The sequence below is a fragment of the Polaribacter sp. 20A6 genome (assembly GCF_011378915.1).
GTDB classification, from domain to species: Bacteria; Bacteroidota; Bacteroidia; order Flavobacteriales; family Flavobacteriaceae; genus Polaribacter; species Polaribacter sejongensis.
In genome coordinates this window covers 536,102-562,378 of record NZ_WTPZ01000001.1, presented here as the reverse complement: position 1 = coordinate 562,378, position 26,277 = coordinate 536,102, and the positions used below count along the sequence as shown (strand labels likewise).

The 26,277-nt window shown below is 33.2% G+C and carries 13 protein-coding genes; all 13 read right to left on the bottom strand.

Going from position 1 to position 26,277, the window contains the following annotated elements; genetic code table 11:
- Positions 1-51 precede the first annotated feature (51 nt).
- Positions 52-1,686 carry a glycoside hydrolase gene (locus tag GQS57_RS02245; protein ID WP_165730786.1) on the bottom strand — a complete coding sequence of 545 codons (1,635 nt, stop codon included), beginning with the start codon at positions 1,684-1,686 and terminating at the stop codon, positions 52-54.
- Between the two features lie 40 nt (positions 1,687-1,726).
- On the bottom strand, positions 1,727-3,085 hold the full coding sequence (locus GQS57_RS02240; RefSeq protein WP_165730784.1) for a family 43 glycosylhydrolase: 1,359 nt from the start codon (positions 3,083-3,085) through the stop codon (positions 1,727-1,729).
- Positions 3,086-3,262: 177 nt separating this feature from the next.
- Positions 3,263-5,902, bottom strand: a complete 2,640-nt coding sequence (locus tag GQS57_RS02235; RefSeq protein ID WP_165730782.1) for a TIM-barrel domain-containing protein — start codon at positions 5,900-5,902, stop codon at positions 3,263-3,265.
- 63 nt (positions 5,903-5,965) lie between these two features.
- On the bottom strand, positions 5,966-6,112 hold the full coding sequence (locus tag GQS57_RS02230; protein ID WP_165730780.1) for a hypothetical protein: 147 nt from the start codon (positions 6,110-6,112) through the stop codon (positions 5,966-5,968).
- Between the two features lie 84 nt (positions 6,113-6,196).
- The gene (locus GQS57_RS02225; protein WP_165730779.1) at positions 6,197-8,878 is read right to left on the bottom strand and encodes a carbohydrate-binding protein; all 2,682 of its coding nucleotides are present in this window, start codon (positions 8,876-8,878) and stop codon (positions 6,197-6,199) included.
- A 112-nt stretch (positions 8,879-8,990) separates the two neighbouring features.
- Positions 8,991-10,625: a sialate O-acetylesterase gene (locus tag GQS57_RS02220; protein ID WP_205860176.1), complete on the bottom strand. Its 1,635-nt coding sequence runs from the start codon at positions 10,623-10,625 to the stop codon at positions 8,991-8,993.
- Between the two features lie 11 nt (positions 10,626-10,636).
- Positions 10,637-13,477, bottom strand: a complete 2,841-nt coding sequence (locus GQS57_RS02215) for a discoidin domain-containing protein (RefSeq protein ID WP_165730777.1) — start codon at positions 13,475-13,477, stop codon at positions 10,637-10,639.
- Between the two features lie 95 nt (positions 13,478-13,572).
- On the bottom strand, positions 13,573-15,645 hold the full coding sequence (locus GQS57_RS02210; RefSeq protein ID WP_165730775.1) for a carbohydrate-binding protein: 2,073 nt from the start codon (positions 15,643-15,645) through the stop codon (positions 13,573-13,575).
- A gap of 709 nt (positions 15,646-16,354) precedes the next feature.
- A complete protein-coding gene (locus tag GQS57_RS02205; RefSeq protein WP_205860175.1) occupies positions 16,355-18,025 on the bottom strand; it encodes a hypothetical protein in 1,671 nt (556 codons plus the stop codon).
- Positions 18,026-18,135: 110 nt separating this feature from the next.
- Positions 18,136-20,637 carry a glycoside hydrolase N-terminal domain-containing protein gene (locus tag GQS57_RS02200; RefSeq protein ID WP_165730773.1) on the bottom strand — a complete coding sequence of 834 codons (2,502 nt, stop codon included), beginning with the start codon at positions 20,635-20,637 and terminating at the stop codon, positions 18,136-18,138.
- An 11-nt stretch (positions 20,638-20,648) separates the two neighbouring features.
- On the bottom strand, positions 20,649-22,607 hold the full coding sequence (locus GQS57_RS02195; protein WP_165730771.1) for a hypothetical protein: 1,959 nt from the start codon (positions 22,605-22,607) through the stop codon (positions 20,649-20,651).
- A 240-nt stretch (positions 22,608-22,847) separates the two neighbouring features.
- Positions 22,848-23,678, bottom strand: a complete 831-nt coding sequence (locus tag GQS57_RS02190; protein ID WP_165730769.1) for a DUF1080 domain-containing protein — start codon at positions 23,676-23,678, stop codon at positions 22,848-22,850.
- Positions 23,679-23,699: 21 nt separating this feature from the next.
- Positions 23,700-26,252, bottom strand: coding sequence for a glycoside hydrolase family 3 protein (locus tag GQS57_RS02185; RefSeq protein WP_165730767.1), 2,553 nt, complete (start codon positions 26,250-26,252; stop codon positions 23,700-23,702).
- Positions 26,253-26,277 lie beyond the last annotated feature (25 nt).

Below are 26,277 nucleotides of genomic sequence, written 5' to 3'. Positions count from 1 at the left end.
AGAAATAAACATCCTATAAATTAGAACTCATTAAATTGATTATAAAGATGATTAATTTACCTGCTCTATTAAAACCAAACTCCAAGGAGTTAATTCACGTTTAATTACAACCTTACCATCTTTATCAGCTGTATATAAATCTTTTTTTAAATTTTCAGCATATTGTTTCATTACTTTAATTTGTTCTCTTGTAGGTGGCTCAGGTTTCCCCATAGCCTCCCAATATTTGTAAATATTTCCACTTTCTGCATCTAAAACTTCTACTTTAAACATTATTCCTGGCTTTAAGTCTGAAATTGTAAAATCTAATTGTCGTGACTCTCCATTTTCATACTGATCTATTTTCTTTATACTTGATGGTACGGCTTTGTAATGATCTTCAGGGTAATTATAAGCCAACGCTACAACTTTACCATCTGTAGATTTTTTACTAACAAACATATAATCATTTTTATAAAGTTCTTGATCTCCTAACTGATGTAACATACGGTATGCATGAAAAGAAGGCTTTACCAAGCCTTGGTAATTAATCATTCCAAAACCACCATGAAAAATACTTTCGGCTCCTCCTTTTTCTTCAAAAATATCTGTAAATGTCCAGAATGCTAAAGAATTTGTCAATCCAATACAATCTAAATTCACTTTTGTAATATAAGCCGCAGGAGGTAAAAAATCGTGCATAGCATCTCTACTATTTGGACTTGTATTCCATTCCGTTAAATGAATTTCCGCATTAGGATAAGCACTTTTCTTTATGGTTCTATTCAACCATTCAATATCTGTTTTGGTTGAATTTACATTACGAGAAAAATCTTTTCCTTTCCCTGTTGTTGGGTTAAAAGGATAATCTGTAGGATATGGGTGCGTCGATACAAAGTCTACAGGAAGATTTTCTTTTTCACAATATTCTAAAAAGTCTACAATCCAAGCCCCTTTCCATTCTAAATCGTTAATATTATCTGCTGTAAATGTGATAAGATCACCATTTCTACTTTCTGTTTCACCGTCGTAACGTCCATCTGCTACAAAGTTACTGCTCGAAGGTCCGCCAACTTTTAAACGATTATCTACAGATCTTACTGCCAATACAGATTGTTTGTATAACTCAAAATATTGGGATTTTGTACCATCGAAAAAACCATAATACAAGTTAGGCTCGTTCCACACTTCAAAATACCAAGTCAACACTTCTTCAATACCATAACGCTCTACACAATGCTGTGTAAATGCTTGTACCAAATTATGCCATTCATCAAACTTAGACTCGTCTGGTGTAATATTAGCATTCCACCAAAATTGAGTTTTACTGTTTTCCGCAGCCAAAACTTTTGGAAAAAAGGCCAGCTCAACAAAAGGTTTTACCTTTAAATCCAACATTCTATCAAACAAATCATCAATATACTGCCAGTTGTAGGTGTATTTTCCATCTTTTTCAAAAATTGGAAACATATCATCATGGAATATCCCGTGAAATCTAACAAATTCGAATCCGCAGTTTTCTTGAACGGTTTCTAATTGTTCTAACCATCCGGCACGTAAACCTTCGTTAGCACGACCAGCACCTACACTTTTACTCCAAAAGTGTTCAAATTTTTCGCCATTGTCTTTTGCACTCACAGAAACATTCTGTGCTAAACCAACATTCACCTGTGTTAAGATAAGTAAGCCTAATAATATTTTTTTCATATCGTAATTTTTAATATTTTTTATTCTTTACTAAAATGATTTAATTCTCGTCCTCAAAAACTTGCTCTAACTTGATATAATCAACAGCAAATTGTCCTTTAGATGGTTTCCAATCTCTTTTTAAAATTCTAACCAAATTATCTCCAGCTTTCAAGTCAACAATACCAAAATCTATTTCTGTAAATCCTTTAGATTGAGGAAATTTAAACGCTCTATAAATACGGCTATTAATTAAGATATCATGATTAGATTCTCCATCTGGTGACGCATATCTTACTTTAAAACGAAATTTTGATGGTTTTGCTACTTGAGCCAACATAGAAACATGGTCATAAGGATTGTCAAAATTGGTTACATATCCTTTTCCACTATAATCTTTTATCCAAGTATCAACAAATACATTGTACAACTCACCTCCTGCTGCAAAACCATTTTCAGCTTCTAAAAGCAATGTTGTTCTAGTACGTTTTGCATTTCCTAAACCAGCTTTGGAAGGAATGATTGGAATAATATTATCGTCTTTATCATACTTAAGATAGTCTGCCATAACATTTCTAGTCTCGCTTAAACCACCAGACAACCATGCACTGTGATAAAACATCATATCTTTTCCTTTATAAGTCACTGTACCACCATGATTGGTTCCACTTTGCCCTTCAAAATCATCGATAAAAACACCTTTAAATTCATAAGGCCCTAACGGTTTGTCTGCTACGGCATAAAACATTTTTTCTGGCCATCTTCTTGGTGTTAAACCAGGATAGGTCAAATAATATTTTCCTTTACGTTTGTGTACCCAAGGCCCTTCAAACACGTGTGTTAATTGTTTGGTTAAGTCGACATAAGTTTCTTGTTTAATAGACATCAAATCTTCATTTAACTCTGCTGCAAAACATTTACGATCGTGTCCCCAAAATAAATATGGAATTCCATTATCAATAAACAATGCAGGGTCTTGACCAAACTCTACGCCTTTTACATAACCTAAATCTGTAAACGGGCCTCCAGGAGTATCGCTACGAGCAATTCCTGTTCTAAAAAGTCCAATTCCGGCTTCTTTCATACAATAAATTAGATAATATTGACCGCGATAAAAAGCAGCATCAATTGCCCAAGCATGGCTTTCTGCCCATTCTACATTTTCCAAATGTAAAATACGACCATGATCTGTCCAATTTACCATATCGGTCGTAGAGAACGCATGATACCCTGTCATTCCATAATGATTATTAGAACCAGGTTCATCATGACTTGTGTATACCCAAAGTTTATCCGGATTATCCGGCCACACATGTGGAGAAGGATCAGCCGTAAAAACGTGAGTAAAAAGTGGATTTTGTGCAGTTATGTTTAGTGCTATAACTCCTATAATCAAAAATAAAACGCTATTTAACTTCATCAAATTATATTATTTTCATTTAATTTATAAATTTAATTCAAGTTAAATTATTATGATATAAACTATAGTTCATTTCCTATAAAACAAAACCAAAAAAGGCAAATAACAAGTAAAAACTCGTTATTTACCTTTTAGTTTTAAAAGCTTTTCATTAAAATTTATATTCTGATTTTTAGATTATAATTCAATTATAACCTCTTCTCCTATGAATAAAACCCGTTCTCTTTTTTTACTTCCAATCATCTGAAAAGCAAATCCTAATGGTGTCATATCAAAATCATAATAATCACCCGCTCCTTTTTTAACTGTTATCGTCTTATCAGTTTCAGAATAAGTAAAAACAATTTCGGAATAGGTTCCTTTTTCATAATTATAAGAGGCACCATCATCTAAATACAACGTATAGCTAGCATCTTTTCCTGGATATATTTTTATGGCCGTAGGCTTATCTGTTCTTTCTATGGCATATTGCACTTTAGGTCCTATCGGCAAAATACTACCCGCTTTTACAAAAATTGGCATTTCATTTAAAGGAGCGTCAAATGTTTTGGTTGTATGACCTTCTACTTTTTCATCTGTCCAAAAATTAAACCAATCCCCTTTTGGTAAATAAACATCTTTAGTTCTTTGTTTGTATGCTGTTACATTGGCAACCATTATAGATTCTCCAAACAAAAATTGATCTTTAATACCCCAAGTATTTTTATCGTTTGGATATTGATACGCCAATGGCGCCATCATTAATTTTCCTTCGGTAGTTACTTTTCTAGCTTCAGAATATATGTACGGTATTAATTGATAACGAATATCGATAAAATCACGAGCCATAGTTTCAAACTCTTTTCCATATCTCCATATTTCAGTTTCAGAAACATAACCATGGATTCTAAAAATGGGGCTAAATGCTCCAAATTGAAACCAACGTGTTAATAATTCAATATATTCTGGGTTGGTGTATTGACTATCAAATTCGGGGTTTATAGATTTTGAATCTCTAAAAAAACCTCCAATATCATGTGTCCAATACGGGACTCCCGCCATAGTAAAATTTAAGCCAGCAGCAATCTGCTCTTCAAGCTGCTCCCAAGAAGCTTCGACATCTCCAGACCAAGAGGTTGCTCCATAACGTTGCTGACCAGCATAGGCAGAACGTGTTAAATTGAACACACGCTCCATAGGAAATTCTTTTCGTCTGCCTTCATACATCGCTTTTGTTACTAATAACGAATACGGATTTTGTACACTTTCATAAGGTCCAACAGCGGTATTTACTTTTGTATTATTTACACCTTCGGGTTCTGTACCATCTAACCAAATAGATTTCACGCCTTTATGAAACATAGAATCGCTTAAGGCTCTATAAAATTGTTCGCTAACCCGTTCATCATAAACATCAATATAGTTACTACCTTCAATCTTTGTAAGACCATATTTTTCTTCTAAAGGTTTGTTTTTTACCTCTGGCCAAACAGACACCATTAAATTAATATTTAAGCGTGTTAACTCATCCACCATAGCATCTGGGTCCGGATATTTTGCAGGATCCCACTCCGGTCCTTTTGTTCCTTTAGGCCAATAAAACCAGTCTTGTACTATATTGTCAAAAGGAATTTTTCTATCTCTCATTTCTCGCGCATTTTCCAATAACTCCTCTTGGTTATGGTAACGTTCTCTGCATTGCCAAAAACCATAAGCCGTTTTAGCAAACATTGGCGCTTTACCTGTTAAGTTTTGATATTGAGCAATAACCTTTTCTGGATTATCGCCTTGTACTAAATAATAATCTATTACATGTCCTTTAGTACTTGAAAAGACGGTTTTATTATAATCTGGTTCGTTATAATATAAATTACCAGGGATTTTAGCACCTGTATTTTGAAAAACAACCTCATAGGTTTTTCCGGCCTCCAACTGCTTTTTTCCAGAATAGCGTCTTGGCATCCAAATGGTAGAATAATTAATTATTGGATCACCATCAATTTTTACGCTAATTTCTCCTCGCATACGACCATCTGGACTACTGAATGCTAAAAAAGTGTATTCTCCTGTTTTACTAGGTGTAAACGTGGTTTTACGAATGTTTTTTTCTTTTGCTTCTTTAGCTGCATAAGCCGCTACGTTTTCTTTTTCATCACCTGCAGGTACTACTAGCTCTTCTTTTTCTTCTGAAATTATTGAAGTTTCTTTAAATTCAATTTCATTTTGAGGCAAGTTAAAATCTGTAAGACTATAATTATGCCAATAAATACCATAACCTTTAGTAGACACTAAAAAAGGAATCGCGATTTCTTGATTGTACTGTTGTAAACGAATAGGCACATTTTTCCAATTCATAATACCACTTTGATATTGTCCTAAACCGTACAAGCCTTCATCTCCTGCTACGAAGCCTTGAGACACTGTATGTTCTGCCTCTGGATCGGTACCAATAAAGGTTAGTTCTTTGGTTTCTGACAACAAGTTTTTATTATCTACGGTTTGATATTCAATAACACCTTCATCATCGATTGTTACGCGCAAAGCATCTGTAGAGAGGGTTAGCATATTTTCACTTTCTACTAGCTCCCAAGACACATTTTGAGGCTCTAAAATGGTAACGTAATCGGGAAGTTCTGAAACGTCACTTCCTTCTATCATTTTTTTAACATGAATGATAGACGCATTAACGACTTCAATATTAATAAGCGTACTATCCTGATGGATAGTTACTCCATTTTTATTTTTTTCTACTTTGTATTTATATTTTGAGTCACAGCTAAAAACTACTACGGCTAATATAAACAAATAGACAATCTTACTTAGTTTAGTGCTTATCATGCGTTTATTCTTGATTATTATATACTATAGAAAACAATTTTTTTTTTGAGAAATTTATTAATATTAATGTTCTTTATAATATGAAAAAGCACTATGGCTAATATCATCTGGCATTAAAAAAATAACATTCGATCTTTCTGATACTTGCGCAAAAGTACCTAGACTACTTAACCCTGTAAAAAACAATAAAAGTGTTTGTTTTAATTTCATTTTTAAAATTTTATTTACTTTTGCTCAAGAATATAAACAAATATTTATACTGACAAGAATAATTTTACTAAGTTATATAAATCACTATTTTTTTACCAATTTAAAGTTCTTAATGGAGCCATTTTCATTAGTAACTTTCACTATATAAATTCCTGGTTTCAATAGCTCAGTTGAAAAAGAATATTCATTAGCTGTTACTTTACTATTAATCATCAACTTACCCGATATATTAAATATTTCAACTTCTGAATTAATAGCGCTATTAATATTTAAATTATTAAAAACCGGATTAGGATATATTAAAGTGTTATCAGATTTACTCAAATTTAAATCAGTACTTAACGATGACTGCGAAGAATAATGCAACTGAAACCAATTGATATTTCCTACATAAGAATTTGTAGTTTTGAATACGAGATATACATCGTAAACCCCATCTGTACTTATAACATCAGAACTTGCTGTTTCCCAATCTTGCCAACCTCCTGTATTTAGCATATCTACAGTTGAAATAAGTGCCCCTGAACTTGACCCTAATCTAACCTCTATAGTACCACCAGAATTAGTATTAGCCAAACGCATATTAATAGCTTTAACATCACTTAAATCAATATCATTAAACATGATCCAATTCCCATTTCGTATAGATCCTACATTCTCACCACCATCATCATCTGAACAAGTTTCAGTTGATGTTCCTGAATTATTGTTATAATCCTCTGCCTCAATCCTATCAAAATAATCAGCTTCATTTCCAGGCGTAGTTTCCTCGAATTCCATCCAATTAACATTAAAAGATTCAGTAAATTCTAATCTAATAGTATGTTTTCCAGTGCTAATTTTCATATCAACACTAACAGATTGATAAATTTGCCAATTACCTGTATTAGGTACAGTAATAATTCCTTTTTGATTACCATCTACTAAAATCGTTATTTCTCCTCCATCATAAGGTGAAGCTACCCTAAATGTTGCTTTGTATGTTTTATCATCTAAAACATCTACATCATATTCTGCCCAATCACCAGTTCCTATATAGGCTAGGTTTTGTCCGCCTTCACTACAATTTTCTAATTGAGTACCATTTTGTCTATCATAATCTTCCGCTTCAATTTTATTGGGAATTGTAGCTAGAGTAAATGTACTTACATTTTCCAATAACAAATCACTGAATGGTATTAATTCCGACTCATTTACAGATACAATTTTTACAAAACTATCTGGGATGTAACTTACCTCCACGACATCTTCCGTGTAAATTCTACTTGACGGATAAACCTGTATGTCATTTACACCAACAATAGTTTTATCTGTAGTTATTATCTCATCGTTTATTTTAAAAATAAAACTCTCTGATTGATCGTGAATGGTTCCAATATCATTGTTGAGAATAAAAGTTACAAATTCACCATTAACATCAATACTTGCTGATATGAATTCAAAAGGTAAACCTGTTGTCATATCTACTTGGACATCTTCAAAACCAATTAATGCATTTCCATCATCTGTTTGAACATTCCCTGATTCAACATATGTTACGGTAACATTATCTCCTTCTGAAATATCATTAACAAGAGTAATATAAATGTAATTAGAATCAATTAAATTGATACTTGAAACAATAACAGAAGCATTATTAACTTCAACACTAAACCCTTCAAAAATAGTGTTATCTTCAATCTCTTTTGAGATTTCTAATACAATTTGCTTAGGATTTTCATTAGTAATTGCAGACATTAAATGAAGTTGATTATCCTCAATCAATGCATCAGCACATGATTGACTAAAATCGCTTGTATTACCTGATTGAAGAACTCCAGATCCTAAACTATAATCGGTATCATTATTATACACATTGTTGTCATACGCTACACCATCAGCACCACCCGTTATTCCTGTTTCGCATCCAGAGACACAATTTCGTCTAAAATCAACATTTGATGTCGTTATCCCATCTTCTGAATTGGCAATTATTCCGGCATCACCACAGTCTGTTATTATACAATCTTGAACAACAAAACCTTGTGAAGCAGCATTTCTGATTCCACGTCCTTCACTTCTTGTTACTTGACAATTCTTAAATAAAAGGTTTTTGGACCAAGAACAATTGATTCCGCTACCATTATATGAATCTTCAAATTTTGAATTCATTACCGTATAGTTATTAACTCTTCTTAAGTAACTATTATGTCCAGGCCAGAAAAAAATACCATTATGATGAAAAAATACATTATCCCAATAACCACCAGTTACCCCTTTTAAATGACAACCATCCACCGTATTATGTATTTCAACATTTTCTATAACTACATTTTGATGATATGTAGCTTCATTGTATGCATCAAAATAAATACCTAAACAATCTTGCTGAGGGTTGTCTGTATAATCAGGGTCGTGACTTACTGAACTCTCAGGAATATTACCATCTAACAACATATTACGTACAGTCATGTTTATACATGGCTCTGTACCATCATCTACAATCATTGCGTAGGTAGCATCTAAAGGTAACTCAAGACGTGTGCTAGTACCTTCTCCCTCTAAGGTTACATAACTAGACATCTTTATTGATGCGCTTAATATATATGTTCCTGCTGCAAGATAAACAGTACCTCCTCCAGAATTTGCTACCTCATCAATTGCTGCCTGTATATCATCTCCAGGAGACAAGTTTTTATCTAAAGCGTTTACGTTATTCGCAAAACACAAAAAAAATAGTATAATTAAATATTGATTGTTAAATAATCTTGTATTAAATGTATTCATTTTTATTAATTATTTTTATTAGATGATAATCCATTCATCATCTCATCTTTCTATTTTTAGAATATCTGTTTACTTATTCTTTTTCAATCTTCTCTAAAAAAATAATTAGCCATTAATCGCTAGTTTTAAATAACGATGCCGGCAACCCCTCTTTATTATATAAGTTTGCGCCTTCAGGGTTTGAAGACCATGCATAACGTACTTCCAATGGGTTAGAAATATCTTTGTTCCAAACCTCTATGCTATATTTATTTATAATTTTGCCTTCTGCCCATTTCCATTCGCCGTTTTCTCCACAAATTTGAAAGCGTTTTAACGGTTCATTGACTTCCACCGTTGGATCCATTAAATGTTTTTTACCTACCATTAATCCAGACCCCACATGACTAAATTCTACTATTATTTTATTGTTCTTTATTTCGGAACTTTTATACAAGGGGCCACTAAAAACAATATCTTTATGATACGCTTGTTTAAAAGCCCAAAGAGAAAGTCTTTTGCCTGCATCAATTTTATTTTTGGGATGAATATCTTTCGCCTCTCCAATGTCATTAAGCACTGCCAACCCTGTATTTGGAAGGTCTAGAGTTTGGCTTTGCCCATAAGAAACTAAAGCCCAGCCATCATCATCACCAACAGGCCTTTCGTTTGGTTTTCTGTAGTTTGCCAATTGGCTGGTATAAAAGAACAAAGTGTCCTGCCCCCATGCAGTTCTCCAATTTTTAATCATGGCTTTAAGCCGTGAACCATATTCCTCTGGTAACCGACTAGAATTACTCTCCCCTTGACTCCAAATAGCTCCTTTAATAGCAAACGGAATTAGTGGATGTATCATGGCGTTATAAAGGGTTGCAGGTATTTGTTTATTCCGACTTGGATGCTCTGTTTTTTTTGGTTTCTGAGGTTCTTTCGCCCCTTGTAACCTAGCTTGTTTTACTTTTAATTCCCACGATTCCAATAAAGCCTTGTACTTTTCATCTTCTCTAACATCGTCCCAAGATTCTAGTTTTTTTTGATATATAGCGATGTCTTTATCATAGTATTCCTTAAATGACGGACTTGTATTAACCGCAGAAATTGGCATCCATGGTTCTATTTTAGTACCTCCTAAATTACAACTTATTATTGCTACAGGAACATGGAGTTTACGTCGTAATTCTCGTCCAAAAAAATAGGCTGTTCCAGAGAATTCATTTACTTCTACAGGAACTGCTTTAGACCAATTCCCTCTTCCTATAGTCATTTCTTCAAATACACTAAAATCTTTTCCTACCTTAAATTGTCTAAAAAGTGGATCATTTGCAGTTGCAGCTTCATGCCTTAAATACTCGGTAATAGGTTCGTATTTTAAATCTACAGCTTCTCCCATTAACATTCTAAAAGGACGATACATATTAGATTGCCCACTACATAACCAAACTTCACCAACTAAAACATCTAAAAATTTTAATTGAGAATGTTCATTATTAAATGTTGAAGTAACGGTAAGTTTTTTGGGTTCGCTTGAAGCTTTTAATGCATTAAGGTTAACTAACCAATTCCCTTTTCCATCGGCCTTAATGGTTTTAATTTGTTCTGCAAACTCAACTTGAATAAAAGCATTTGGCACTGTTGTTCCCCAAACGGGTACTTTCTGACCTTGCTGTAAAACCATGTGGTCTGCAAAAATGCTTGGCATAGCGATATCCAAAGCCATAATATGGCTTGCTACTAAAAACGAAAACAGCGTTAATATATTTCTTATCATAAATCGGTTTATTATTTTTTTGAAGACACACAGGTCCCATAAAAAGAAAGTTCTCCTACCGAAGCCGCTTTACGCGTATAACCCGATAATCCTTCAAATTTAAAATAACGTACTTTTATTTTATTGATTAAAAACTCTTGGAGGTCTTCTGAATCTTTTAAAACACCTTCTAAAACTGGTTTATTCCATTTTTTTCCATCTACTGAAACAAACAGTTTAAAATCTTTAATACGTGGATGCGATGATCCTTGGCGTGCCAAATATTCAAATGAATTTAAAATATGTTCTTCACCCATATCAACAATAATGTTATGCGGAAAAGGCAATTCTTTAGGCTCAAACTCTGTATGCCAGAATGTATTTATATCATTATCGAAAGCCTTTTTTGCTGTATAATCTGGAGCTGCTTCGCTAGATGTAGAAACCAGTTTCCACTTGCTTTTATCAATTTCTAAAGGAATATTACAATCTGCAGGATCTGGCAAATTGATAACAATCATTTTTTGAAACCTCCAAACACTCATGGTTTTATCCGTTTTATCATCAGCAATGCTGCTCATAAAATCTTCAATATTTGTAATTTCCTTGTTGTCTATTTTTAAAACCACATCATCATCTTGCAACTTCACCACAGAAAAAATGCCTTTAGTAAGTCCTTTTACAATTTTAGCTCCTTTATAATCAGGTAAACCTGCAGCCGATTTTTCGCCATCGTTTACAATGTTTTTAATAACACCTCCCATGTAATCAATACCCTCAATCACCTCATCAGCAGTAAGCGTTATTTCTGGGATTTCAGGGGTTTTGGCAATCGCTTTTAATGCTGGTTTTTGTACTCCAAATTCATCCATTGGAAAATTCACCCAACCTATTTTTTCTGCTAATTCCGTATTGGTTACTGTAAAATCTCCATTTTTAGCATCCGCAAACATAGGATCTCCGTAAACACTGTTTTCATCGGTTCCATAAGATGTTTGAGCCTTGTCTAACGATTCTTTTTGAAAGAACAAGTTAGAATCTACCAAAGACCCCCAATTGCGCATTCCGATAGGAATATAACCGTGTGTATTAATATTACTTTGAATAGTATCTCCACTATTTTTAAGCCATACGTGTAAATTCATGGAATTGTTAATAGACACGTTGTTATACACGGTTCTTAACATGCCGTCTCGTAATTTAATACCACCACTTAAACATACATTATTGTAAACGTCGTACCAAGCAGAACCATCATCTAAATCGATATCCCAACCATTATCGCAACGAAAACGATTGTTACGAATAACGTTTTTAGCAACCATATCTAGTTTTACCAAATCATACCCATGTTTAGCAACACGTTCTCCTGCTGCACCACGATTTTTGGTATAATAACGATCACGTCCCCAACTATTAAAAGCACCATGATCATGCGTTTCTTGAACCGTTAAAAACACATCATTATATTCTAAAATGTGTCCACCCCATTTTCCTTCACTAATATTAATTCCTGATCTCGGAACATCGTAAATACTATTTCTACTTACGGTAATATACGCCGATAAACTCATGTGCACACCAGCCGTTTGCTTTTCAACCGTACCAATATTATGAATCAAATTATTATCAACTTGACAATGTTGCGGATAGTTATTCGTTTTTGGTCCTCTTGTAAAATCAAGTTCATCAAGTTCGGGAGCATTTCCTATATTATAGTTTTCATGCCATACTGTATTAATATCACCTACAAAAGCAACACCGCTACCACCAACATTATAAATATGACAGCCTTCTACCGAACTATTTTTATTATAATCATTAAAGAACACAGCGTTTCCACCAAGATCTGTTAATTTACAATCTCTAAGTACGCAATTTTCTGTACCTTCAAAATGGACTACACCACCGCGATAAATAGTCCAATCACTTCTTAACAAACGATCTGCAGTTTTCATAAACGTACGGATGGTACGCTTTAAAGTAAGTCCTTCTATAGAAATATGTTTTACAGGATTTTCTAAACTGCCATCAAAAACAAATAATTGTTCGAGTGCTGCCACTTCAATTTCAGCATGATTTAGATCTAAACCTTTTTTAGGGTAAAAGAACAATTCGGATGTTTTACGATTTAAATACCACTCATTAACCGTATCCAATTCTTCGAAAATATTTTCTACAAAACGATATTCTGCATGTTTACTACTTCCTCTATTATTTTGAGTACCTCCAACAAGGGTGACTTCATTATTATTTTTCTTACCAGTAATTCTATAATGAACACCGCCCCATAAGGCTTTGTGCATGGCATGAAAATACCCGTCGGTTGGATCTTCCCAAGTTGCCACGCGTTCTTTAGATAAACAGTCTGCTGCAATACCATTAAAAGCCGGAGCATCTTCGGTATAATTCGGGTAACGTGCTAGAGTTTGTTGATTATCATTCACAAATAAAGTTTCGAAAATGAGGCCTTCTGGCACTTTGGTTTTATAAATATTATCATTGTGCTTTTCCCATTTTAACCCGTTTAGTTTTATACCTCCTAAAACTAAAGGGATTTCATTATTATAGGCTTTATATGTAATGGGGTATTTCTCTGAACCACTATCTTCTGCTTTAAAAACAACAGGTGTAGTTAAGTAATATTTACCACCACGGAGATAAACGTTTATTTCTTCGGAAGGGTTTAACGCTTTATATTCCCTTACTTTAAACTGTGCATGAGCAATAGTTGCAAATGGCTTTTTTAAAGTTCCTTTATTTTTATCTTTTCCCGATGGAGAGACATAAAAATCTTTGGCATAACTTGAACTAGCTAAAAAAACTATTAGTAGAATTGAAATACAAAACCTTGACTGCTTTAATTTGTTCATGATCTGTTTTAATTTAATTTGAAATTTCTATTTAATAACTAAAAGCTGTACTGAAATGTACTATTTAGAGTTCTTAAATGGTTTTTTAATGGTTTTTAAATTTTGATTATTTTTTTTGTGATTATTTTAGATGAATTATTAATTTTTAAAATATAAATACCTCTATTTAATTCAGAAAAATTAAGTTCTGTTTGCTTATTGTTCAGTTGTATTTTCATTACTTCTTGTCCATTTATCGTATATAAAACAATAGTTGTATTTGCCACATCTAAATTAGTATCTTCTAAAGAAATAGAAAGTTTATCTAATACAGGATTTGGAAAGATCTCTATTCCGTGATCCAACGAATATGTGTTTACCGTCAATGATCCTGAAGAAAACCCTAACCAATTTACATTAAATACAGAACCCGTTAATGGACTTTTAAAAACAAAAAAGACATCATGAATACCATTTACAGAGTTATCTAAATCTATAGCATCCGTTATCCAATTTTGCCAACCTTTTGTATAGCTTACAGGTATTGTAGCTATTAAATCTCCTTTTAAATCATCTAAATATACTTCTATAGAAGCCCCTTCTGTTTTCCCAGAGTTTCTTGCGCTCACAGATTTCATTCCCGTTAAGTTTATATCTTCAAATTTAACCCAATCATCGTTATCAATATAAGATACATTTGTACCTCCTCCGGTATCTTTGGTATCTTCTGTTCTAATACCATTCATACTATCATAGCATTCAGCCTCCATTAACGCTGCTGTTTTGGGACATGCATTATCAATATACTCATCAACTTCTTCACAGCTATCAAATTCTATCACCATATTACCTGTGCCATTGTCGGTGATTAATCCACCTCCACATGTATATATCGTATTTCCACTAGTACTAGCATCTAAAACAATAGCGTATTCTGTTTCATTTGTAATAGTTGAATTATTTCCTGTAACTACAATAGCACGATCTTCATCACTATCTACTGGTTCTCCCTCTGATCTATGAAAAATAATGTTATGATTATTTCCTTGAACATCTGCTAAATTATGAGGTCCAGTTGCATTGGGAGATGGAAGTATTGTCCATTCAATATCCATACCACTTCTACCTAACCTGAAATCTGACAAAGGAGCATAAGCAAAATTACCTGATGAATTAGTGATTATACCATTTGAAGGCATATTAAAATTGGTGCTACCACAGTCAATAGCAGTAGTGTTGGTTACCATAGCTGATGCACCTAAATACAATCGAATACCACCTCTCATTTTTTTGACTGTACAATTCTCGACCGTAACACTTCCTGTACCTGTGTATGCTCTTATACCGTCTTCACTAAGAGAAAACACTTCATCTATAGGAATTGGAAGTACACTTGAACTAAAAGGGAGGTCATAGTCAGTTCCAGAAGTTTCTGGCAATTTATAGTCTGATCTATAAGGAAAAGAATTAGGGTCGGTTTCGTTATATAATTCAGCATAAGCTCTGACTCTGCCTTCAACCAAACAGTTCTTTATTACTGTTTCATCAGCATCTCCTTGCATATATATTCCGTGTCCAAAAGATCTCATTTGTACTTCTACATTATTTAACGTGTTTTTAGCACCATTAATCAATAAACCACACCGTTTATTCATACCAAATGTATTGTATTGATTAATTCCATACATACTTCCGTAGCCATAAAGATGAGAACCTCTTGGAGTTAGCTTTAGTCCATCTATTAAATTTTCTTCTCCAGAAACCGTCATAACAGCTGCGCCTTTTAGTCCATAAGCTAAATTACTTGCATCTTGATGGTAGGCTACAAAATCCGTTATTTCGGTTAAACCATTTCTATATACATCTTCAATTTCTCCACCTTTTATGGTGTTATTACTACCTTGAACTAAGATGTAAGATTCACGAATAATACCAACAGGAACGTCTATATGAACTCCTGTTAGATCGATTGTATTATTTGAACCTGAAAAACCAATAATTCTTGAATTACTAGGTAAGTCTTCAAGATTATAATTCCCCGATTCCATAATAATTTCTTGATTACTCAACTGTATTGCGGTGAGAAGGCCTGAAAGGCTATTAACTTTAACCGTTTGCGCATTAATATTTTGAGAAATAGTTAATAAAAACACTATTGAAAGTGTCTTAAATAAGTTTAATTGTTTCATAATTTATTTTTTAAGATCTCATTTCTATTAAGATCGTTTAAAGTTTGATGGTTTATTCTTAAAAAGTAGATACCTTTTTCACAAATTAGTTATAACCAATTTAATTGTTTTGAATACAGCTCTTCCTTTTACGTTATACAAACTAATTTGAATATTCATATTAGAGCTCCTAATATCATTATCAAATTGACTGTTTTTAAATTCATATTTTGTTGTCGATGTGTTCCCTTGGACCCCATAACTTTAACCTACTCTATAACCTGAACTCATCTCTTAGCATATCAAATACCAAGGTTCTAATTTAGCTTGTACTCGACACCTAACTCAATCTAAATCAAATGCCTTACACAAAATTCCTGGATACACAAGTTGAGCCATTGCTAAAAACGGTAATACTGTTGCGAAAATCAATAATGTAGATAATAATTTTTTCATAAATAAGTTTGGTTTAGTTTAAACATCAAAACAAATTTGAAGGCATGATAACATACCTTTCTTTCTATTTTGATTACAGTCAATTAATAATTAGTTAAAATTATTAGTTTATATATCAAAAAGATGTAACCTATAATTAATTCACTATAAACCATACCTCTTTATTTACTATTTCACATATAACCCCTATTTAAATTGATAAAAAACTAATTTATAAAGAACAAAAAAAATTAAGTTATAAAATCCTTATTCATGGTTATCCTTTATATCCCCTTTATTTTTTAGTTCGCAACTCGTCTACTTTCTTATTAGCGTTATCAGCAATATGACGGTTATAGTCTTGCGTATAAAGCGTGGCTAACAAAGGGTATTCTTTTGAAAGTTTATTGTAATGGATCCAAGCTTTATCATAAGCTTTAATCCATTTTTGAACAGCCTTTGTATCCCCTTTATTTTCAGCATCCTCCATATTAATAATGATGCGGTATATTTTATAAAGTCTTAATCCGTATTCCGCAGAACCTATAGCATGACTTTTAGTAGCCTTACTATCCCAATGAATTGATTTTGCCAGTTTAACAATCTCTTTCCATTTGTCAACAGATTCATCTTTTTGTTCTAAATTTCGTTTTTGACCTATTTCATCTTTTGCAGACTTTGGCCATCCAATTCCTTGATCACGCGTCCACCATACATCACTAATATCATTGTATGTCGTGTTTCTACCTCTTACTACCGCCTCCGCAGAAAGTAAACATAATTTTCTAAATTTAGAAACATCGTCACCTTCTAGATGCAAGCGTTCGGTGGCATATCTATTAAAAATATAGGCTTCACTTTTTTCGGTGTTTTGCGCCCATTGTGCCATAACCCATGAATTTAAATCGCACCACATTTCACTTTGAATATAAGGACCTTCCCATCCTCCTCCACGAGACCATGTCCAAATACCGCCATATAAATTCGGTTTTTTCTCAACAAATTCTCGAATACTATTAATCTCTTCTTCAGTGACTCTAGTATGCTCTTCAAATCCTTCAATAACACCATTTGCAATATAATTAGGGTAAGCCCCCTTCCCTTCGTATTCACGAGCAGATTGCACTTCTATTATTTGCTTATGACGCCCTTGCCCTATAACTTTACTAAAAGGACGTGCTCTATGAAAATCGCCTTCACAATGTTTAATGCTTATCGTTAAATTCTCGTGTGGAGCTACAGCATCACTAACTTGTGTATAAGATCCTGTATTTCTATCAAATGCATTCCAAGTACGAAAAATAAGTTGCTTATCTCGTTTTACACAAATCTCCTCTCTTAAAATTTTCATTAAAGGAATAATTGTTTTTTCAGGAGAGGTTTTGTTTTCAATAGCACCTTGATGGTAAGGAGCATCATGCAAATACGTTTCCCCTATGCGAACAACTAAACCATCTAAGTCTGGAAATTGATCGAACATTTCATTAATTTGAGCGCGAATAAATTTTTCGGTTAACGGATTATTTGGGTCTCCATAAGTTTCTTCAATATTATATTTTTCTATTAATCGTTTTGGGAATAAAACCAAATCGGACATTGCGAAGATCGCTATACCCTGCGCTTTACTCTCGGCATGCATGACTTTAATTTCTACAGCTTTAGCCTCTACCCAATCTCGCTCCTTAGAACCTTTTGGTAAAATGTCTGCATCAACAGACTCCCAGTTAATGGCTAATGCAGGAGATTCAAATAGAAAGTAAACCTTTCCGTTATATCCCATTTCTTTTATTACCGCAGGATCATTATACTTAGATTTATAAGGAGTCTCTCCTGGGTTATGATGCACCATGTCTAAAACTAAAGGTTTAGCTATATGATTTTGTGCAGAAACAGTATTTGTTGTTGCAAGACTTATCATTAAAAATAATACTGCAAAAACTTTTAGAAAGCTCAATTTATTCATCATTATAATAACTAATTTATTAAAACCAATACATGTATTCGACAGACTAAAATCTATAAACGTTATAAGTCTATCAATTTTTAATTCACTTATAAAATTTACTAGTTCTACTCTTATTTTTTTACTAAAACAATAGTTTGTCCTTTAGCTGTGGCTATATCATATAAGAAGCTTACCGGTGCTGTAAAATCTTTTAGAGTCGCTTTTTTTGAAATCAATGGTGTCTTAATTTCTGGTACCTGAAAAAATGCATTTGAATTTACACCGCTAGCGACAACCAAATTATTATTTTCAAGTTGAAGTTCGCCATAAGAACGAATACGTAAGTTTCCACTTAAATTAGATTTTATTACAGCTTTTACAACTTCTCCATTTTTCCATTCTAAATCTACTATTTCGAAACCTCCTCTAGCACGTAGTCCTTTTACTTTACCATCTTGCCAAACATCTGGTAAAGCCGGAATTAAATGAATAGCTCCATCATGACTTTGTACCAACATTTCTGTTAACCCAGATGTAAATCCGAAGTTACCATCAATTTGAAATGGTGGATGCGCATCTAACATATTTGCATACGTACCTCCTCCTCTTGGAGAATCTGGACGACCAACTAATTTAATTTGATCTCCCATTAACTTATACGCATGATTTCCATCTAATAATCTTGCCCATAAATTAATTTTCCAGTTCATAGACCATCCTGTTGATGGATCTCCTCTTTGGATTAAAGTGTTTTTTGAAGCTTCGAATAATTCAGAATTATGATAAGGTGAAATTAAATTAGATGGGTATAATCCATATAAATGAGAAACGTGACGGTGATCATCTTCGGGGTCATCTAAATCTTCCATCCATTCTTGAATTTGATTGTATTTTCCTATTTTAAAAGGTGCTAATTTCTCTAAAGTTGACTCCATTTTAATGACCAAATCATCATCAACATGTAATACTTTTGCAGCAGCAATTGTTTTGGTTAACATATCAAATACTAACTGCGTATCCATAGCAGCACTTTCTACAATATTTACACTTTTCGGACGACCTTTTGGTGCGTGTTCTGGTGAAATTGTTGGCGAAATAACCAAATATCCATTCGGATCTTCTGTTAAAAAACTGACACAAAACTCCGCTGCTCCTTTCATTGCTGGATACACCGTTTTTAAATATTCTACATCACCACTAAACATGTATTTTTCCCACAAATGTTGCGCTAACCAAGTTCCGCCTGTTGTCCACATTCCCCAAGTTGCGCCATCTACAGGACCTGCAATTCGCCAAAGATCTGTGTTGTGATGTGTAACCCAACCATCGGCACCGTACATTACTTTTGCCGTTTCTTTACCAGCAACAGAAAGTTCTTTTACAAGCTCAATTAAAGGATCGTGCATTTCAGATAAATTAGTTACCTCTGCTGGCCAATAATTCATTTCCGTATTAATATTAACCGTGTAAGCACTTTTCCAAGGAGGTGTTAAATCTTTGTTCCAAATTCCTTGTAAATTTGCGGCTTGTCCTCCTGGTTGCGAAGAAGAAATTAATAAATATCTTCCAAATTGAAAATATAAAGCTGCTAAACTAGGATCTGTTACCGAACCAAATTCTTTAATTCTAACATCCGTTGGTTTGTCTTCGTGTATCGATTTTCCTAAATTTAATGAAACTCTATTAAAATATTTTTGATAAAACGCAGCATGGTTTTTTAATAATTGATTGTACTCCTTTTTTTCTGCTTTTGTAATATAATCTGTTGCTTTTTGATGTGCATTTGCACTAACATCTTGATAGTTTACAAAATTAGTTGCAATAGAAATATATAATGTTACGCTATTTGCATTAGCTACTTCTAGCTTATTATTTACCGATGAAACACTCCCTCCTTCATTAACTATTTTAACTCTAGATTGAAATTCTACTTCTCCTTTTATTGGGGCTGCATTCCCTAATCGTTTATTTAAATTATCGCTACCAAAACCAATCATTTTTAAAACATTGTTTCCTTCTGTAGATACGGCCACTTTAGCAGGTTCTGGTCTATCCATATCTGCTGTAAAAGTCAATTTTCCTTTTTGATCTGCCGTTAAACGCATTACAATAACTTGATCTGTAAACGACGTAAATATTTCTCTTTTATAATTTACACCATCCGCAGTATAAGTAGTTGTATTTACAGCATTTTCAATATCTAAAACTCTATAATAATTAGAATATTTCCCCTGATTTAAAAAGTCTAATCTTAAATTACCGACAGTTTCATATGGCATTCCATGAGAAGTCTTAGAAATAATTTTGGCATTAGCTAAATTATGTGCTTCTTTATATTTACCATCAAATAACAACGTTCTAATTTCTGATAACACTTCCTTTGCATCTGGGTTATCATTTCTATGAGGTCCTCCAGCCCATAGTGTACTTTCATTTAACTGAATGTTTTCATGTTCTGGCAATCCATAAACCATGGCTCCTAATCGTCCATTTCCTAACGGTAAGGCTTCATTCCAATCTGCTGCAGGAGCATCATACCAAAGTTTTAAATTTTCTTTTTGTTGACCTAAAACACTTTCCATTGTTAATAGAAAAAGCATCATTACAGTAAGAATAATATTCTTTTGACTCATATTTTATTCTTTTATTTTGATGACAATATTGGCGTATAAATGATTGTTATGGTTCCTTTTTTAAGTTTTTTTTCAAAATCGATACCAATTCTCTTAGCATCCTTTCCTTCTCTTAAATGTTTGACAGGAACAGGTTCTGGATTAAAAGTAACTTTACCACCAGTACTTTTTATTTCTACTTTTACTTTTTGACTTTTTCCTGATAAAATTAATGTCGTTGCGTTTAGAATTTCGTAATTCGAATATGTCATAATTGCGGTTCCGAAATCAACATTTTTAGAAGCTACAAAATCATCTTTTATGCTTATAATTCCGTTTTCAGTTTTATCGTTAATCATCGTTCTTTTTAAAGAGTTTAACATCGATAATTCATAAGCAGGTTTTAAATCCATTACAACTTTATCCGAAGTTTCGCTAAAGACAGTTTCTATAATTTCTCCCTTAAATTGAAGCCCGTTAGATTGTAACTTTCCGTTAATTCTAGGTACTGGATGTCCCCAAGAACTTCTTGCTTTGTTATGCGGAGAAAAAGAACCTGCTCTGTATGAAGGAGCTCCAATATCTCCTGAGATTAAATCTTCATCTAACACCAAAATATACGTACCAACATCACTATGATTATGATTCTCTGCATTATGACCTGCTTTTACGGCTATTGAAAAAGGTGTTTTTTGTTTACCTCTAGAGATGATCATTCCAAAATCTTCAAAATAAGTATGATTTTCTAAGGTTTTAGTTTGATAAACTTCTGTATTTGGACTGAATAATTCTGGATTATTCCACGCAATAATTTGTTCTACCGCTTCTTCAAATCTAATTTCAGTTGGTTTTATTGCTCCATAATATTTTGAAGACAATACATTTGCAAAATTACTTCCTTTACTAGATGTGTGCGAAACGCCATCTGCAAAAGGTGCGCAAGTTCCGTTTTGAATTTCAAAATGCTCAGGAAAATTACCAACTCTTTTTAATTTTTCGAAATCTTCTCCTTCAAACATATTGACTTTTCCATCGGTATATTCATGTATAATTTGTGCTAAATATAAATAATGACTAAAACCATACCCCCAATATCCTAAACCTTCAGAACAATATCCATCAGCACCAAAACCACTTAAATAATATTTCATTCCGTTTATTGCAGCACCAACTGCTCCCAAACGTTCATCATAGCTTTTAGCATTGGTAATACTTACAAATACAGATCCACTTGTACATACAGAATTCCAGTTGCTTGTTCCGTCAATCCAAGTATTATTTTTGTCTAATCTTTTGGTACTTTTTAAATAAGAATCGGTAATTCTTCTTTGTAATTCTGTTGTTATTTGAGTTTGCATTTCTCTAGAAAAAACGTCTCCTAATAACGATTTTGCTAAAACCAGCACAGAACCAAATTTTCTTGCTCCTAAATCTATCGTCATTCTTTTTCCTTCTAAAACAGTGTTATTTCTATCGTCATGATTAGGGTGTAACCACGATTTCATATCCATAATAGCTTGTACATAGGTATTTATTTGAGGAATAAATTGCCCTTTGTTTTCGATACATTCAGCCAAAATAAAATGCTCTAAACGATCCATCGTTCTGTAATACCTCGGTTTATAAATTTGTCTATTTCCTTCTTTATTTGCTCTTCTGTAAATTTCGTCTGTAATAGGCACTTCTGGTGCTTTTGGTAATAAAGAAATTGCCTTTTCTAAATAAGATTTTCCAGATGGTGTTTTTGCTATTTTACCCCAATATTTTCTGTCTTTTATAGATGGAGCTGGTTGAAAAGCTTCTTTTGGCATTACAGCTTTCAATATTTCTATTTGTTTTTCTGATGGATAAATTTTATTTCCATCAGCATATTTTAAAAACGATGCTATGTCTAAAGAGACTTCTGGGTTCGTTGTTTTTTTATCACTATCACAAGCAGCAAATACAAGTACTAAAATTAACAGCCAAGTTATTTTTTTTTCAAATCTCATTTTTTATTGGACTTTATATATAACATCAATTTTAAAGAAAACTTTCTGATTTTTATATGAAATATGATTCGTTTGATTGTACATATTACCCTTTTAGAAGTTAAAACAACTGTAAACCCTACAGATATTAATTTTAGCAACAACTATATAAAAAAAGCCCAGAAATAATTCTGAGCTTTTTACGTTTATAAATAAATGTACTTTGTATTATAAAATAATTCTTATATTTTTCTATTTAAACTATTTTTCAATGAATTTTTCTAACGGAATAACTTTATCAAATTCTTTAATTTCTATATTCTTATAATATACTTCTGCAGTTTCTGATTGAAAACCTATGATTCCTTCTCCTGGAGTCAAGTTAAATGCCATGTTTACAATTTCTCCATTTAATTTATGAATAGCATAAGCATCTCCCATAACAATTATTTCGCACTTATTCCATTGATCATTTAAGGCATTATAATTTTGAGTTGGTTTCGCCAAATGCATCCAATCTTTTTTATCTTCAGGCACACCTCCATCTTTAGGTGCTAAAAAAGTTTTACCCTCTTTTGTCGAAAACCAATCATAATCGGCTCCACTAGGTCTAATTAAATCTCCCGTATGATTTTTATTTGTAGTTTGATTATATCTAATTTGATATTCAATACCAATTGGCCAAACTTTATCATCTGAAACATGATAGTAAACCCCTGCATCATATTGCCATTTATCAAAATTATTAGTAATTTTTGATCCCCATTTATACTCAAACCTTAAAATATATTTACTATATTTTTTATTCGTGTAAAAAAGTCCGTGTGTGGTATTTTTTCCAGTTCCAAGATTTAAACTATCTGGCATATTTTTAAAAACATGAACTTTACCATTTTCAATAGCAAATACTTCTTTTGCCATTTCTTCGTCTCCATTTCTTAATTTAAGATGCCAACCATCCCAATTTTCTTCATTAAAAATCTTCTTAAAACCTTTGTTTGATAAAGGATTTGATTGCGCATTTATAACTCCAGTAATTAAAGTTACTATTGCAACGAAGAATATTGATTTTAATCTTCTTTGTACCTGCATTTAGTTTAAATTTTGATGCAATTATTTTACAGTTATTATTTGTTTTGCTACAATTTCGTCAGAAGATTTTCCTATTTGAATTTCATATCGTCCAGAGTTTAAAACATATTTTTGTTTTTTAACATTCCACCATTTCATATCATCCATAGAAAAACTCAATGTAACTTTCTTTGTTTCACCCTTGGCGATAGCAATTCTTTTAAATGCTTTTAGTTGTCTTATAGGTTGATAAACATCAGAATCTAAATTGGTAACATATAACTGAACCACATCATCTCCATCCATAACTCCTGTATTTTTAACATCCAATACAGCCGTTACTTGTTTTTTATGCTTCGTAACCTTTAATCCTGAATAATCAAACGAAGTGTAACTCAATCCAAATCCAAATGGATACGTAATATTGTCTTTCATATACATATAGGTTCTCCCTTTACTAATTTCGTAATCTTCAAAATCTGGTAATTTATCTGGATCTGTATAAAATGTAATTGGAAGGTGCCCTGAAGGACTTACTTTCCCCGTAATTAATTCAGCCAAGGCATAACCTCCTTCTTGCCCAGGAAACCATTGCAACAAAATTGAAGGAACTACCTCATTTAACTTGGATAATTGCATTACCGTTCCGCCATTAAGGACTACTAACATGTTAGGATATATTGCTGCCAACGTTTTAATTTCTTTCATTTGATCTTCTGGCACAATAGAATTCATTCTGTCATGAGACTCTTTAGACATTCTCCAGGTAAGACCACCAACATAAATCAATAATTTATCTTCTGGATTTTCTACAATAACTTTTTCTTGTGGTTCAATCCACTTTAATAAAGCACGAGCAGGCTCCTTTTCATCATTGTAATACTCCATTTTTAAATCCACTAATTTTCCAGCTTCTAAATACACTCCTTTAGATTCTTTGTTATTAGGTGCTTTACTATGCCAATTATCAAGTATTTTTTCGTCATTTACCCAAACACGTGCTCCACTTAAAGCCGTAATTGAAAAATAATGAATTCCTGTACGATTTGGAGTTAATTGAGCCGACCAACGTACCGAAAAAGTAGGTTGAGGAATCTCTGGGTCTATATGTTCCAATGGTTTTGGTAAATCTAAATCTATAGAACGATCTGTTCTTACGGAAACAGGTTCACCTGCAAGTTTGGTTCCTGCAAAATACTCTCCTTTTACACCTTTTGTATTTGGTTTCCCTGGCACATTCAGATTTCCTTCAGGAATAAACAACCACTTACCACCTAACTGACTCTTAATATCAAATTTTTCTCCAGCCAATTCTTTCATTCCGAACATAGGTGTTGCAGCAATACCTGCAGCATTACCACTATAAGCACCAAAAGGAGCATCATTTACATAAGGTCCAGCAAAAAGAATCGATTTATATTTCTTTGGTGTGGCAGGAAGTACATTGTTTTTATTTTGTAATAAAACGGCACCTTCACGAGCTATTTGTCTGGCTATTTCTAAATGACTTTCTGCACCAACAACATCTGTTGATATTTTGGTATACGGATTCTCTTCATCCGAACGTAAAAGTCCCAATTTAATACGCGTTGCTAGATTACGAATAATCGCTTTATCTAAATCTGATTCTTTCAATAAACCTTGTTCTACAGCTTGTTTTGCCCACTCTCTCTCGTTCACCTCACCTTTTCTATCCGATCCTGAATACATATCTACACCAGCTTCTATCATCATTTTAGCTGCTTCTGGTCCATTTTTAGCATATTTATGTTTTTCAACCAAATGCCCTGGTACTCCAACATCCGTTACTACAGTTCCATTAAAGCCCCATTCTTTACGTAATACATCTGTTAACAGCCATTTATTGGCAGAAGCAGGCACTCCATTTAAACCGTTATAAGAGGTCATAATTGATTCTACATCATGTCTTGCAATTACATCTCGATACGCAGGAAAATAGTATTCTCGTAAGGCACGTTCTGATACATCCGGACGCACATACAAACGATTATGCTCTGTATTGTTTACCACAAAATGTTTAATAGTAGCCACTGCTTTTAAATAATTAGGATCATCGCCTTGCAAACCATCTACAAATGAACTCGCTAACTCACTTGTTAAAAACGGATCTTCTCCATAGGTTTCCTCCGTACGTCCCCAACGAGCATCACGTGCCATATTAATAACAGGACTCCATAATGTTAAACCATGATAACGTTTTGCTTTATCTTCTGCAGAATCTGCATTATTTAAAGCACGAGCTTCATCACTAATTGCCGTGGTCATCTGTTTAATTAAAGTAGGATTCCAACCAGAAGCCATAGAAAGTGGCACAGGAAATTGTGTAGCCTCACCACGACGTGCAACACCATGTAATGCTTCATTCCACCAATGATGCCCGGGAATACCTAAACGCTCAATAGGCAAACTGGTCATTTCAATTAACCTGACTTTTTCTTCTAAAGTCATCTGTTTTACTAACTTCTTTGCTTGCTTAGTTGCACTTTTATGTAGCGCTGCTCTATCTTGCCCTACAGCCGTTTTTACAACAAGCATAGCAACACAATAGACCGCTATTAAAATTATTTTTTTCATACTTATTTTATTGCTAATTTTAAAT